Annotated in this window: 13 protein-coding genes and 1 pseudogene; 6 read left to right on the forward strand and 8 right to left on the reverse strand. The window is 73.6% G+C overall.

Features of this window, described 5'->3' with window-relative positions; translation table 11 throughout:
* Positions 1–191: 191 nt before the first annotated feature.
* A complete protein-coding gene (locus tag ACH5AF_RS12060; RefSeq protein WP_398901478.1) occupies positions 192–350 on the reverse strand; it encodes a hypothetical protein in 159 nt (52 codons plus the stop codon).
* Positions 351–401: 51 nt separating this feature from the next.
* On the opposite strand from ACH5AF_RS12060, the gene ACH5AF_RS12065 reads away from it, so the two are divergent.
* On the forward strand, positions 402–1,283 hold the full coding sequence (locus ACH5AF_RS12065; RefSeq protein ID WP_398901479.1) for a hypothetical protein: 882 nt from the start codon (positions 402–404) through the stop codon (positions 1,281–1,283).
* A gap of 303 nt (positions 1,284–1,586) precedes the next feature.
* Positions 1,587–2,237 (forward strand): class F sortase, encoded by a 651-nt coding sequence (locus ACH5AF_RS12070; protein WP_398901893.1) that lies wholly within the window; start codon positions 1,587–1,589, stop codon positions 2,235–2,237.
* A gap of 74 nt (positions 2,238–2,311) precedes the next feature.
* Here the strand turns inward: ACH5AF_RS12070 and ACH5AF_RS12075 are convergent, their stop codons facing one another.
* Complete coding sequence (locus ACH5AF_RS12075; protein ID WP_398901480.1) at positions 2,312–3,163, reverse strand: polysaccharide deacetylase family protein; 852 nt, start codon at positions 3,161–3,163, stop codon at positions 2,312–2,314.
* A gap of 145 nt (positions 3,164–3,308) precedes the next feature.
* Here ACH5AF_RS12075 and ACH5AF_RS12080 point away from each other — a divergent pair.
* The 3 genes and pseudogenes from ACH5AF_RS12080 to ACH5AF_RS12090 all read left to right on the forward strand — a co-directional run bounded on the left by ACH5AF_RS12080 (position 3,309) and on the right by ACH5AF_RS12090 (position 5,419).
* Positions 3,309–3,766: pseudogene (locus ACH5AF_RS12080) on the forward strand (universal stress protein).
* A 434-nt stretch (positions 3,767–4,200) separates the two neighbouring features.
* Complete coding sequence (locus tag ACH5AF_RS12085; protein WP_398901481.1) at positions 4,201–4,818, forward strand: sigma-70 family RNA polymerase sigma factor; 618 nt, start codon at positions 4,201–4,203, stop codon at positions 4,816–4,818.
* Positions 4,819–4,903: 85 nt separating this feature from the next.
* Complete coding sequence (locus ACH5AF_RS12090; RefSeq protein ID WP_398901482.1) at positions 4,904–5,419, forward strand: hypothetical protein; 516 nt, start codon at positions 4,904–4,906, stop codon at positions 5,417–5,419.
* Positions 5,420–5,523: 104 nt separating this feature from the next.
* Here ACH5AF_RS12090 and ACH5AF_RS12095 read toward each other — a convergent pair whose 3' ends face one another.
* The 5 genes from ACH5AF_RS12095 to ACH5AF_RS12115 form a co-directional block, all read right to left on the reverse strand.
* Positions 5,524–6,744: a sensor histidine kinase gene (locus ACH5AF_RS12095; RefSeq protein WP_398901483.1), complete on the reverse strand. Its 1,221-nt coding sequence runs from the start codon at positions 6,742–6,744 to the stop codon at positions 5,524–5,526.
* Positions 6,741–8,474, reverse strand: a complete 1,734-nt coding sequence (locus ACH5AF_RS12100; protein ID WP_398901484.1) for a cation acetate symporter — start codon at positions 8,472–8,474, stop codon at positions 6,741–6,743. The genes ACH5AF_RS12095 and ACH5AF_RS12100 overlap by 4 nt, the downstream gene beginning before the upstream one ends.
* A 3-nt stretch (positions 8,475–8,477) precedes the next feature.
* Complete coding sequence (locus ACH5AF_RS12105) at positions 8,478–8,858, reverse strand: hypothetical protein (protein WP_398901486.1); 381 nt, start codon at positions 8,856–8,858, stop codon at positions 8,478–8,480.
* Positions 8,859–9,507: 649 nt separating this feature from the next.
* The gene (locus tag ACH5AF_RS12110; RefSeq protein ID WP_398901487.1) at positions 9,508–9,777 is read right to left on the reverse strand and encodes a hypothetical protein; all 270 of its coding nucleotides are present in this window, start codon (positions 9,775–9,777) and stop codon (positions 9,508–9,510) included.
* A 156-nt stretch (positions 9,778–9,933) separates the two neighbouring features.
* A complete protein-coding gene (locus ACH5AF_RS12115; RefSeq protein WP_398901489.1) occupies positions 9,934–10,773 on the reverse strand; it encodes a LytR/AlgR family response regulator transcription factor in 840 nt (279 codons plus the stop codon).
* Positions 10,774–10,931: 158 nt separating this feature from the next.
* On the opposite strand from ACH5AF_RS12115, the gene ACH5AF_RS12120 reads away from it, so the two are divergent.
* Positions 10,932–11,600: an anti-sigma factor family protein gene (locus ACH5AF_RS12120; RefSeq protein ID WP_398901491.1), complete on the forward strand. Its 669-nt coding sequence runs from the start codon at positions 10,932–10,934 to the stop codon at positions 11,598–11,600.
* A 19-nt stretch (positions 11,601–11,619) separates the two neighbouring features.
* On the opposite strand, the gene ACH5AF_RS12125 is transcribed toward ACH5AF_RS12120, so the two are convergent.
* Positions 11,620–12,480, reverse strand: a complete 861-nt coding sequence (locus ACH5AF_RS12125) for an Fpg/Nei family DNA glycosylase (RefSeq protein ID WP_398901492.1) — start codon at positions 12,478–12,480, stop codon at positions 11,620–11,622.
* Positions 12,481–13,061 lie beyond the last annotated feature (581 nt).

Here is a 13,061-nt window from a genome sequence, read left to right on the forward strand (position 1 = left end):
CGGGCGGGGCGCGCCGCGCGCGGCGCGCGGGGCGGGGCTCCGCGGCCCCCCGGCGGCGGCCCCCCCCCCCGGGGGGGGGGGGGGGGGGCCCCCCCCCCCCCCCCCCGGGGGCCCCCCCCCCCCCCCCCCCCGGCCCCCCCCCCCCCCCGGGGGGCGACGGGCGGTTGGCTCCGATCGGGAGGTTCGGCCGATCAGGCCTGACCGCTGGCCGTACGGCGACGGCGGCGGGCGATGAAGACGCTGCCGCCGACGGCCGCCGTGGCGACCAGGCCGGCGCCGACCGCCATCTCGGCGGTGGTGGGTCCGATCGACCCGCCGAGACCGCCTGCCGCACCGCGTGGGGAAATCACGGTGAACGAGGCACTGGCGGTCCGCGGGCTGTCGTTGCACCGGACCGTCAGGTGGTAACTGCCCGGCGCGGCGTTGTTTCGGACGCGGGCCGTGGCCACGGCCTGGCCGCTGTCGGCGCGGCTGCCGCCATTGCCGCCTCGGTTGCCTCCGTCGCCGCCGATGCCGCCTCGGTTGCCTCCGTCGCCGCCGATGCCACCCCGGTTGCCCCCGTCGCCGCCCCGGTTGCCGCCGTCGCCACCTCGGTTGCCGCCGTCGCCGCCCTGGTTGCCGCCGTCGCCCCCATCACCTCGGTTGCCGCCGTCGCCGCCCTGGTTGCCGCCGTCGCCCCCATCACCTCGGTTGCCGCCGTCGCCGCCCTGGTTGCCGCCGTCGCCCCCTTCACCCCGGTTGCCGCCGTCGCCCCCTTCACCCCGGTTGCCGCCGTCGCCGCCAATGCCGCCCCGGTTGCCCCCGTCACCACCTCCATCGCCCCCAAAGCCGCTCCGGCCACCATCGCCACCCCGGTTACCCCCGTCACCCCCAAAGCCACCCCGATTGCCACCATCGCCGCCAATGCCGCCCCGGCCACCATCGCCGCCCCGATTACCCCCGTCACCCCCAAAGCCACCCCGGTTACCCCCGTCACCCCCAAAGCCACCCCGATTGCCACCATCGCCGCCAATGCCGCCCCGGTTGCCCCCGTCGCCCCCGATGCCGCCCCGGTCGCTGCGCGAGAGCACCGCGTCCGGGAAAGCATTCGAACTGACGACGCCACCGCGGTGGCAGCCGTCCACGGTGATCGTCAGAGTGCCTCCCGGGAAGACGGCGGAGGGACTGACGTGGACGTTTCTCGGGCCGTCGCCGCCGCCGGCGGCGGCCAGCGGAGCGCAGAGCCCGACGGCCGCGAAGGCGGTCGCGGTCACCGCGAGAGCGCGTGTAGCACACATCGTTGAACCTCCAGCGGAAGACGCTCCGGAGCGGCGCTCCGGCATATTCGACGAGTACGCCTTCCATGACGAACCCTCATCGCAGGGAGCAACACGCGCATGTCGGCCTTGGTCCACCCCGGTGAGGCGACACGCCGCACGGGCGCCCAATCATCTGACGGAGCCGCAGGTCACAGACCGTCAGGATTTTTATCCGCCGATTACTCGGATGGGGCACCCCGACCGGCCCCGCCACCCGTTCGCCCTTCCCTTCTCGCAGCCTCGGCGGACGGCACTTAGCGTGACCGCATGCGCACAATGGGGAGAATCATGGGCAAGGACATCTACGGCTCCGAGCCGAGACGACGCTCGCCCTGGGGCGTGCTGGCCCTCGTCATGCTCAGCGGCATCGCACTGATGAAGAACGGGCTGGATGTGGGCATCGGGCCGCCGCAGCCCGCGGTCGCCGCGTCGCTCGCCGGCCGCGCGGGCGAGACGTTCCTGCCCGTACCGCTCGAACCTCTGCCGTACGCGCCCCCCGGCCGGGTGCGCATCCCGGCGATCAAGGTGGATGCCCCGATCATGGACGTGGGCCTGGACGAGAAGGGGTGGATCGCGGCCCCGCCCCCGCAGGACCCCAACCTCGCGGGCTGGTACCAGAACGGTGTCGCGCCTGGTCAGCGCGGCACCGCCGTGATCGTCGGGCACGTCGACAACCAGGCGGGGCCCGCGGTGTTCTACGGTCTCGGCTCCGTGAAGCACGGTCACCTGATCGAGGTCCCGCGGCTGGACGGCAGCACGGCCGTCTTCGAGGTGTACGGCGTGGAGGTCTTCTCCAAGCACGCCTTCCCCGGCGTCCGTGTGTACGGCGACACCGGGTCACCCGAGCTGCGGGTGATCACCTGCGGGGGCGGCTACTCGGAGGCGCACGGCTACGACGGCAACGTCGTCATCTTCGCCCGTATGGTCAAGGCCCGCTGAGCCGCGGCCCGTTGCCGCCCCCGCGGGCGGCCCGTTGCCGCCCCCACGCCCGTTCCCGGCCGTCGCGCGGCCGCTCAGCGGGGCGGGACGGTGATGCGGTAGCCCGCGTCCAGCAGTTTCGGCAGATATCTGCGCAGGGCCGCGACGCTCTGGGAGCGGTTGCCACCCGCGTCGTGGGACAGCACGACGACACCCGGGGCCGCACCCTCCAGCACCCGCCGGACGATGGTGCGGGTGCCGGGTGTCGTCCAGTCCAGGGTGTCGACGGTCCAGGCGAGCGGCTCCATGCCGAGTTCGGCGCCGATCGCGAAGGAATGCTTGTTCCAGGCTCCGTAGGGTGCCCGGTACCAGAGCGGCGCCGCGCCCACAGCCTTGTCGACGACGTCGCTGGTGCGGCCGAGCTCCTCGCGGATCCGCGACGGTGAGAGCCCCGGGATCAGCGGGTGGGACCAGGTGTGATTGCCGATCACATGGCCGTCGTCGACCATCTCGCGCAGCAGGTCGCGGTGGTCCGTGGCCATCTCCCCGCAGACGAAGAACATCGCCTGCGCACCGTGCTCGCGGAGCGTCGCGAGGATGTCGGGCGTGTACCGGGGGTCCGGTCCGTCGTCGAAGGTGAGCACCATCATCCGCCCCTCCGCGGGCACCTTGAGGAAGGGCCTCGTACGCACCGGCGGCACCGCCCGGCCCAGCTTCACCGGGAGGTAGGCGGTCATGGGCTGCAGCCGGTACGACGACGCCCGCGGGGGCCGGCCCGCGCTCGGCAGGCCCGCGGCGCCGCGGGCCGGAGCGGGGGCGGGCCGGGGGGCGGTGCGTCCTGTGGTCGGCTCGGTGACGAACAGCCCGCCGAAGGCGGCGACACCGCCGAGGCCGGCGGCGACACGGAGCACCGAGCGGCGTCCGCGGAGCAGCTGATCCTTGTCCATGGCCCACTGCTCGCACGGCTGACGCCGCGGACAACTGATCGACACCGCGTTGCGGGCAGGAATGACCCGTTGGGAGCAGTGCCACGGGCAGGGCGCGTGACGGCCACGAGCCGGGCGCCCGGGGAGGGGCATGAGCCTCGGTCGCGTGAGCGAGCATCCACCCCACCGGTTCGAACGCGGCGCGGACAGGCCGAAGGTGATCCTCGTCGGTCTGACGGATCCGCGTCGTCGCTGAGGGCCGCCGCCTACGCGAACGCTCTCGCGCGCCGTCAGGGTGCGCTGCCGGCGATCGTCTGCGTACGGCCTGTCGTGCCGGCCTGAGCGGTGCTCGGTGTGCTGGTCGCTGGCACTGTCGAGGAGAACGGGGAGGGTCCGGTCGCCGAGATCCGTACGGCCGTCGAGCGGGTGCGCGGCGTCGGGGACGTCCGCAGGGAGTTCCACACCTCCCCCCGGTGCCCCGTGCACCGGGCTGGTCACCACGGTTGGCGACTGGAGGCGGATGCCGTGATGGGGCCTCGGAGTCCTGCAGGACACGGATCATCGTTCTCGGTCGCGGTGCGGCTGGTGAAGCCGGGCCGGTGGCCCGTGACCGTTGTCCCGTAAGGGCACGCGAGCACGGGGTCATTACGGGTCCGGCCCCGGCGGACGCCGGGGCGTCCTGCTACGCGGGCGACCGTCCTCAGCGGCCCATCGTGAGGCCGTCGTACTGCGCGCCGCGGCCGAGCAGCGCGGCCCTGATGTCGGCGGGGGCGGTGCGGTAGCCCCCACGTCGGTCGTTCGACCGCGGCGACCACCTGAATCCACCGGGGAGGCCGGACGGAGTCGAGCGACGAAGCCGTCACTTCGCTGGAGCGGCCGTGTGCCGCCCGCCCGCCCGCCGCGCCCGCCCGCGCCGGTCCGGTCGACCGCTCGCCGCACCACTCGCCGCTCGGTGCGACCGTTCGTCGACGCCCGCGGTACGGCGTCTGTCGCTGTGCGCCCTGATGCGTTCGTATACGCCACGTGGCAGCGACCGACGGGTGAAGGGGTGTTTGACAATGGCAACAGCGACCGCGACGACCGACGAGCGGGCCATGGCGGAGCTGCAGCGTGAGCACGGCCCCGCGCTGCTGAGCTTTCTGCTCGGCCTCACCTACGGGGACCAGCAGCGCGCCGAGGACCTGTTGCAGGAGACGCTGGTGCGCGCTTGGCAGCACCCCGAGGCGTTCGACGGCCCCTACGAGTCCATGCGGCCGTGGCTCTTCACCGTCGGCCGCCGCCTCGCCATCGACGCCCGGCGCTCCCGGCTCGCGCGCCCCACGGAGATCGGCGACGGCGTGCTCGCCACCACTGCGGACCCGGCCGACCCGACGGAGAACGCGGCCCTGGCCCTCGACGTCCGCGCGGCGGTCGGCTCCCTGAGCCCCGAGCACCGCGCCGTACTCGTGCAGATCTACTTCCGCGGGCTGAGTGTCAACGAGGCCGCGCAGGCACTCGGCATCCCGCCCGGGACCGTCAAGTCGCGCTCGTTCTACGCGCTGCGCGCCCTCGCCCGGTGCCTGCCCGGCTACAGCAGGCGCACCGCCCCGGCCGCCCCACCGGCCACGGTGGCGCAAGCCTCCCCCACGGACCACGACCACGGGGTGGCCGTATGCCGAACGTCACGCCGGAGTTGAGCAAAGAAGCGCCCCGGGACGTGTTCGACGGTGGAGGCTCGTCATCGGGGCCCGGACGCGACTGTTTCGGAAGTGGGTGGAAGGCGTGCAGCCCGAGAGTGCGAACGGCACCGGGGGACCGGGACTTGCGGTCCCCATGGCGTGGCTGTGCGCCGAGTACACGGCCGAGGAGATGCTGCGGGCCGGCGCGCTCGTGGAGTACGGCTCGCTCGAGTACCGCGCGGGACGGCGGACGCTGGCGCTGACGATCCATCTGTCCGACGGCCCTGGGGCACCGGACGCACTGCGCTCGGCGGCCAGGATCGACGAATGGCTGTCGCTGACGTCCTACGGGCACCCCTGGCAGGAATGGGTCGAGGAGCGACTCGCCGCCAGGGCGGCAGGTGAACGGCACGGCGCCTCGGATCCCGATCTCGCGCTCGCGACGACCACCTGGGACTGGCTGCGCGCCACCGAACTGCTCGCCGCCGACCTGGGGGATCTGGAGCCCTGGCATCCTGCGCTCCCGCTCGACGGCACGGTGGACGAGGCGGACAAGGTGTGGACCCCCGCCTGGCAGCTGGGACTGCCGCTGGGGCATCTGGCGATCCATCTGTGGTGAGCCGCCGATGGGGGTGAGCGCCCGACGCCCCGGCGTGGGTGAGCGCCCGGTCGTGGTGAGCGCCGACCGGCCCCGACGGACGCCGGGCCGGAACCTCCGCGTCGTCAGTCGGCGCGCCGGACCGCCGAGGAGTGCACGCCCGCGCGGTACTTGGGGATCCGGATCGTGATCTTCATGCCGGCGCCGACGGCCGTCTCGATGACGAGCCCGTAGTCGTCGCCGTACACCTGGCGCAGCCGCTCGTCGACGTTCAACAGCCCGATGCCAGGCGAGGTGGTCCGCTCCCCCGCGAGGATCGCGCGCAGGACTTCCGGGTCCATGCCCACCCCGTCGTCCTCGATCGTCACCATGGCCTCCGACCCCGCGTCCTGGGCAGCGATCATGATGCGGCACTCGTGGCGGGAGTCCTCCAGGCCGTGCTTGACCGCGTTCTCGACCAGCGGCTGAAGGCACAGGAACGGCAGTGTCACGGGCAGGACCTCGGGGGCGACCTGCAGCGTGACCTTCAGCCGGTCGCCGAAGCGGGCGCCGGCGAGGGCCAGGTACTGCTCGATGCAGCGCAGTTCGTCCGCGAGATGGGTGAACTCGCCGTGGCGGCGGAAGGAGTAGCGGGTGAAGTCCGCGAACTCCAGCAGGAGCTCGCGGGCGCGCTCAGGATCCGTCCGGACGAACGAGGCGATCGCCGCGAGCGAGTTGAAGATGAAGTGCGGGGAGATCTGGGCGCGCAGGGCGCGGATCTCCGCCTCGATCAGCCGGGTGCGGGAACGGTCCAGCTCGGCGAGTTCCAGTTGCACGGAGACCCAGCGGGCGACCTCGGTCGCCGCCCGCACCAGCACCGCCGACTCGCGCGAGCCGTGGGCCACCAGGGTGCCGAGGACCCCCTCCTCACCGGTCAGCGGTGCGATGACCACCCAGCGCAGCGGGCACTGAAGGTCCTCGCACCCGGAGTGCACGCTCTGGCTGCGGCCCGAGTGCAGGACCTCCGCCACTCGCTCCATCACCTGCCGTTCGTGGTGGTCGCCCCCCGGTCCGTCCCAGGCGAGGACGCGTTCGCGGTCGGTCAGGCACAGCGCCTCGGTGCCGAGCAGGGAACGCAGCCGCCTGGCCGCCTTGCGCGCGGTGTCCTCGGTCAGACCGGCGCGCAGCGGCGGGGCGGCGAGGGACGCGGTGTGCAGGGTGTGGAAGGTGGCGTGTTCGACGGGCGTGCCGAGGTCGAGGTCCGGCTCCACACCGCGCCGGGCGGCGATCCTGCTCAGTGCGAGGCCCAGCGCGATGCCGACGGCGAGCAGCACCGCCCCTGCCGCGACCGCTTCCGTACCGGTCATCGCTCCACTCCTTCGGGGTGCGGCAGGCCGGCGAGGTCCTCCGGAAGGTGGAGCCGGGCGAGGATCGCTGCGGCGCCGGCGGGTACGTGGCGGGCGGTCGCCAGGGAGACGGCCACCATGGTCAGGAAGCCGAGCGGTACCGACCACAGCGCCGGCCAGGCCATGAGGGTGTGCGGCCAGCCGTCCGGGGCGAGACCGGCCCGCGTGGCCATGACCGCGGTCAGGGCCGCCCCACCGCCGAGGACCAGGCCGGCCGCGGCGCCGGGCGGGGTGAGCCGGCGCCACCAGATGCCGAGCACCAGCAGCGGGCAGAAGGAGGACGCGGCGACGGCGAACGCGAGACCGACCGCGTCGGCGACCGGCACGTTGCTCGTCACCACGGACAGGCCCAGCGGCACGGCCATGGCGAGCAGCGTCGCGAGCCGGAAGTCGCGAACGCCGCGCGAGGGCAGGACGTCCTGGTTGATGACCCCGGCCACGGACATCGTGAGACCGGACGCAGTCGACAGGAACGCGGCGAAGGCGCCGCCCGCGAGCAGGGCCCCCAGCAGTTCGCCCGTGATCCCTCCGACCATTCGCTCCGGGAGCACAAGCACGGCGGCGTCCGCGGCGCCGGTGAGGGCCAGCTCCGGTGCGTAGATGCGGCCGAGTGCTCCGTAGACGGGCGGCAGCAGATAGAACGCGCCGATCAGGCCGAGTACGACAAGGGTCGTGCGCCGGGCTGCCCGGCCGTTGGGGCTCGTGTAGAAGCGGACCGCGACGTGCGGCAGGCCCATGGTGCCGAGGAACGTGGCGAGGATGAGTCCGTACGTCGCGTACAACTGGTAGCCGTCCCGCCCGCCCGAAAGGGGCTGGGACCAGCTGACGGGGTCCGTGCCGGAGCGGGTCCGTTCGGGCACCGCCGCGCCCTTCGGCAACCGCAGCACGGTGCCCGCCTCGATGCGGTGGGTGCCCTCGCCGAGGGTCACCTTTTCGCCGTGGTGGGGAGTGCGGTCGACCGCGCCGGTGACGGTCAGTGTGAGTGGTCGGTCGATTTCGACGCGTACGGTGTCGCCGATCCGGACGTCGGTGTCGGCGCGGAGCACGGCGGGTGCGTCGAAGCGGGCGCGGGGCGCGTCGTCGCCGGCCCAGGCGACGACGAGGAACAGCACGGGCACCAGCAGGGCGGTCAGCTTGAGCCAGTACTGGAAGGCCTGCACGAAGGTGATGGACCGCATGCCCCCGGCCGCGACGGCGCCGGTGACGACGACGGCGACGACGAGCGAGCCGAGCCAGTCCGGGGCGCCGGTGAGGATCTCCAGGGTGAGTCCCGCTCCCCGCAGCTGGGGCAGCAGATACAGCCAGCCGATCCCGACGACGAACAGGGACGCCAGCCTGCGGACGGCGGCCGACTCCAGCCGGGCCTCGGCGAAGTCGGAGAGCGTGTAGGCCCCGGAGCGGCGCAGCGGGGCGGCGACGAGCACGAGGAGAACGAGATAGCCGGCGGTGTAACCGACCGGGTACCAGAGCATGTCAGGGCCTTGGAGCAGGACCAGACCGGCTATGCCGAGGAAGGAGGCGGCCGAGAGGTACTCGCCGCTGATGGCGGCGGCGTTGAGGCCCGGCTTGACCGTGCGCGAGGCGACATAGAAGTCGGACGTGGTGCGGGATATGCGCAGTCCGAGCGCGCCGATGAGGACGGTGGCGAGCACCACGACGGTGACCGCGGCCACCGCGTAGGTCTGGTTCACGGGTCAGCGGCCTTCGACGAGCCTGGTGAAGTCGCGCTCGTTGCGCTCGGCCCGGCGCACGTAGCGGCGCGCGATCAGCCACATGACGGGATAGACGCCGAAGCCGAGGGCGGCCCAGACGAACGGGGCCGGGGAGTCGAGCGAGCCGCCGAGGGCGGCGGGCAGGGCGAAGAGGAGCGGCAGCGTGCCGACGAGCGTTCCGAGCGCGCCGAGGGCGTAGAGCGCGGCCCTGAGCTGGCTGCGCATCAGCGAGCGCACATAGGTGGTGCCCAGCGTGGTCTGCTCACTGATCTCGAATCGGGCGGGCGCGTGGCCGGGTGGCCGCCGGGTGCCACGCGGCACCCCGGTGACCACCTCGCGGCGCGGGGGCTGCTCTGCTGACATCGGCGTACGCTCCGGCGTCTGTCGGCGAAGTGGGGAGGACGGGGGATCTGGGAGGGGGAGTCTACGCAGCGGCTGTCACGGCCGGTAGGGGCGAGCCTGCCGCTTCCGGCCCGGCCGGGCCGAGGGAATCGACCGGGGGGTGGCCAGGGCCGAAGGCGCCGTGCCGACGGGCGAGCGGGCAAGGCCGACGCCGTAGGACGCCGGGGCCGTAGGAGCCGGGACCGGCGGTCAGCCAGCCCGCGGGCAACTGGGCCGGGCGGGTGCCGGCAGGGAGCCGTCCTGGCCTCAGGACCCGGGCCCGACGGAGCCGAGCCGGAGGCCGACGGCCGAAAGCGCCGTGCCGACGGGCGAGCGGGCAAGGCCGACGCCGTAGGACGCCGGGGCCGTAGGAGCCGGGGCCGGCGGTCGGCTGGGCCGCGGGCGGCTGGGCCGGGCGGGAGGCGGCGGGGAGCCGTCCTGGCCTCAGGACCCGGGCCCGACGGAGCCGAGCCGGGTCGAGAAGGCCAAGAACGGAGGATGCCGGGGACGCAAGAACCGGGGTCGGCGGGCAGCCGGGCCGAGAAGCCCGCGCGGGAGCCGCGGGACCGGAGCCGTCCTGGCGCGGGGCCCGGGACCGAGGGATCGGGCCGTAGGGGGTCTGATCGCCCGGTCAGCACGCCCCGGGGTTCGCACAGGCGCTGAGCGCGATCTCCAGCTCGACGTACGACTCCTCCGCGCGGCGGAACGCCACTTCCAGCGCCGCCTCCGTACGCGGACCGGCGAGGCCCTGGGACGCCTCTCGGATGTCCTCCAGCACGTCCGCCCAACGGCCCGCCGCGCTGCGGGCGGCAGCGAGCAGCGTCTGGAGTTCGGCCGCGCCCGAGGGGCGCACGGACGGCAGTCCGCGCAGTTCGTCCAGCAGTGCTTCGATGTCGGACATCAGGCCCCTTCTTCCCCCGTTACCCCGGCGTGATCAAGGTTAGGGGCCGCGCCGCGGCACCAAGGCCGGGCCGGGGTGTGCCTCGCCCAGCGGGTGGCGCACGTCGCCGTACGGCCCGCCGCCTGCGACGAACGGCCGTTCTCGGCCGCCGAACGGTCAGCCGCCCGACCCGGGCACGCCCCCGCCCGTGCCCTTGGGGCCGCGCGGCAGCATCAGCAGATCCCGTAGCTGGCGCGCGTGGCGGCGGCTGACGGCCAGCTCGGCGGTGCCCACGCGCACGGTCGTCGTCCCGGCATCCAGGCGGAGTTCGTCGATACAGCCGAGCGCGACGAGGTGGCTCCGGTGGATGCGCACGAAGCCGCGCGAGGCCCAGCGCTCCTCCAGCGTCGACAGCGGAATACGGACCAGATGGCTGCCCTCGGCCGTGTGGAGCCGGGCGTAGTCGCCCTGGGCCTCGACATAGGTGATGTCGTCGACCGGTACGAAGCGGGTCACCCCGCCCAGCTCGACCGGTATCTGCTCGGGCCCGGTCCCGGGGACGACCGTGGGTGCCGCGACCGGCACGGGCCGGCCGCGCTGCATGTCGGGCTGTGTGTCGCGCTGCGGGACGATCAGCTCCCGGACTCTGCGCACGGCCTCCGCCAGCCGTTCCCTGCGCACCGGCTTGAGCACGTAGTCGACGGCCTTGAGGTCGAACGCCTGCACGGCGAAGCCCTCGTGGGCCGTGACGAACACGATGAGCGGCGGCCTGGCGAACCCGGCGAGCAGCCTCGCGACGTCGAGCCCGGTCAGCCCGGCCATGTGGATGTCGAGGAAGACGACATCGATGGCGTCGTCGCTGTCGGGGCCCGCCTCCAGTGCCCGTCCGATGCGCCGCAGCGCCTCGGTGGCATCGGTGGCACCTTCGGCACTGCGGATCCTGGAGTCGGAACGCAGGAGGTAGAGCAGTTCCTCGAGCGCCGGTTTCTCGTCGTCGACGGCCAGTACGCGCAGCATGGTGCGGAGTGTAGGCGGGCCTCGGGGCCGGGACCATGTCTGCGTTCCCGTACGGGTTTGCGATCGCGTCGGACGCCTCGCCGCCGGGTTGAGCAGAGCGCCTTCCTGCTGCGTATTCCAGGGTGACCGCCCGTAACATGAGGAATCGAGGACCCCCCATGAGCCGCCAGCAGCCGCACGAGGATGTGGCCGCCTACGCCCTGGGCGTCCTGGAACCCGCCGACGCATTCCGCTTCGAGGAGCATCTCGCCGAGTGCGTGATGTGCGCGGTCCGGCTCTCTGACTTCACCGACGTCGCCCGGGCCCTCGCCGAACTCGCCGGCCCCGCCCGTGTCGACGCCCGCCCCTCGCCCCGCCTGATGGACCGGCTCAGCCGGCACGTGGCACTGGAGCGGCGGCGCGGCCGCAGGCGGCGGCTGCGGCTGGCGGCCGCGGCCGCGATCCTGATCGTCGGCCTGCCCGCCGCCGTGGTCGCGGCGCAGGACGATGCAGCCCCCGCCCCGCAGCCGGTCGTGGCGACCGATCCGGTCACCGGGGTGCGGGCCACCGTAGCGCTGCAGGACCGAGGGTGGGGGACCTCGGTGGCGATGCGACTGGCGGGGCTACCGGGGCCGCGCACCTGCCGGCTCATTGCGATCGGCAAGGACGGAGTGGAGCATCCGGTGCTCAGCTGGTGGGTGCCGGCGGGCGGCTACGGCATGGCGGACGGCCCCGGGCACGAGGGGCCGCTGGACATCGAGGGGGGCACCGGGCTGCATACGGCGGAGATCGGCCGGTGGGAGGTGCGCGGCGAACGGGGCGAGCGCCTGCTGTCGATCGGCGGCTGATCCGGACTGCGGCACGCGATCACTTCAGCAGGCGCGAGAGCCTCCGGTCGGCGAGCGGCTTTCCGCCCGTCTGGCACGTGGGGCAGTACTGCAGGGACGAGTCGCTGAACGACACCTCGCGAATGGTGTCGCCGCAGACCGGGCACGGCTCCCCCGTACGACCGTGCACGCGCAGTCCGCTCTTCTTCTCCGACTTGAGCCGACCGGCCGCCACGCCCCGAGAGCGGGCGACGGCGTCGGAGAGGGTGGCGCGCAGTGCCTCGTAGAGCGCATCGGTCTCGTGCTCGTCCAGGTGATGGACGAGCTTGAAGGGCGACAACCTCGCCGCGTGCAGGATCTCGTCGCTGTAGGCGTTGCCGATGCCGGCGATCAGGCTCTGGTCGCGCAGCGCGCCCTTGATCTGGCGCCGCTCCCCTGCGAGTACGGCCGTGAAGGCGGCGCGGTCGAAGGAGTCGGCGAGCGGATCGGGGCCGAGCCTGGAGATGCCGGGCACGTCGGCGACGTCCCGTACGAGGTGGACGGCCAGGCGCTTGGTGGTGCCCGCTTCCGTGAGGTCGAAGCCCGCGCCGTCCACCAGGACGGTGCGCAGGGCGAGCGGCCCCTTGCCGGGCCGGGGCGGCGTCGCAGGGAACTCGTCCTTCCACTGCAGCCAGCCGGCCCGGGCGAGATGGACGACCAGATGCAGGCCGGCGGCGGTGATGTCGAGCCATTTGCCGTGCCGGTCGACGGAGGTGACGGCGGCGCCCTCGATCGCGGTCAGCGGGGGGTCGTACGTCTTGAGGACGCTGACGGCCACCGGCATGACGCGGGCGATCTCGCGGCCGACGAGATGGCCGTCGAGGAACTCTCGGAGCGCTTCGACCTCGGGTAGTTCGGGCATGTCTCCACCCTGCCGCACCGGGCGGCCCGTCGCATCGAGTACCGCCCGGGCGCGCGGGTCGCTGCCGGTGGAAGCGGGCGGGAGTCACAGCCCCTGGACGCGGCCAGGTGTCATGGCCCGTGGACGCGGCCGGGAGCCACGGCCTGTCGCCGACGCCGGGTACCACAGCCCCTGGACGCGGCCGGATGTCACGGTCCGTGGACACGGGCGGTCGTCGCGCCGAAGACGGCCCGTCGCTCCTCCTCACCGAGCGCGTGAGTGAACTGCCGGGCCCCGTGGGCGACTTCGCCGTAGGAGGCGGCCGGCACACCGGCCGGGCGGACCCGAACATCAGCCGCCCCGGTCCGAAGGAGTCGAGCGCGGTGCCCGAGTACGGCCGCAGGTCGCGCACGCTCCAGGCGCCCCAGTCCGGCCCCGTCACCAGCCCGGAGAGCTTGCACACCGTAGTGAGTCGCTCGGCCGGCGCCCGTACCGCAACGGCCCACGGACCGGTTCGCCGCACGGGCGGCTTGCCGAGGTGGCCGAGCTGGCCCGGCACAAAGGTGAGTCCGGGGACCGGGCCGCGGCCTCGCCGGGGGCGG

Source organism: Streptomyces sp. NPDC018833 (assembly GCF_044390825.1).
Lineage (GTDB): Bacteria > Actinomycetota > Actinomycetes > Streptomycetales > Streptomycetaceae > Streptomyces.

Excerpts from the sequence above, each read along its gene's own strand:
- ACH5AF_RS12085 (WP_398901481.1), top strand. The coding sequence starts at position 4,201 with ATGGCAACAGCGACCGCGACGACCGACGAGCGGGCCATGGCGGAGCTG.
- ACH5AF_RS12095 (WP_398901483.1), bottom strand. The coding sequence starts at position 6,744 with ATGACCGGTACGGAAGCGGTCGCGGCAGGGGCGGTGCTGCTCGCCGTC.
- ACH5AF_RS12120 (WP_398901491.1), top strand. The coding sequence starts at position 10,932 with ATGAGCCGCCAGCAGCCGCACGAGGATGTGGCCGCCTACGCCCTGGGC.
- ACH5AF_RS12075 (WP_398901480.1), bottom strand. The coding sequence starts at position 3,163 with ATGGACAAGGATCAGCTGCTCCGCGGACGCCGCTCGGTGCTCCGTGTC.
- ACH5AF_RS12105 (WP_398901486.1), bottom strand. The coding sequence starts at position 8,858 with ATGTCAGCAGAGCAGCCCCCGCGCCGCGAGGTGGTCACCGGGGTGCCG.
- ACH5AF_RS12125 (WP_398901492.1), bottom strand. The coding sequence starts at position 12,480 with ATGCCCGAACTACCCGAGGTCGAAGCGCTCCGAGAGTTCCTCGACGGC.
- ACH5AF_RS12110 (WP_398901487.1), bottom strand. The coding sequence starts at position 9,777 with ATGTCCGACATCGAAGCACTGCTGGACGAACTGCGCGGACTGCCGTCC.
- ACH5AF_RS12115 (WP_398901489.1), bottom strand. The coding sequence starts at position 10,773 with ATGCTGCGCGTACTGGCCGTCGACGACGAGAAACCGGCGCTCGAGGAA.
- ACH5AF_RS12070 (WP_398901893.1), top strand. The coding sequence starts at position 1,587 with ATGGGCAAGGACATCTACGGCTCCGAGCCGAGACGACGCTCGCCCTGG.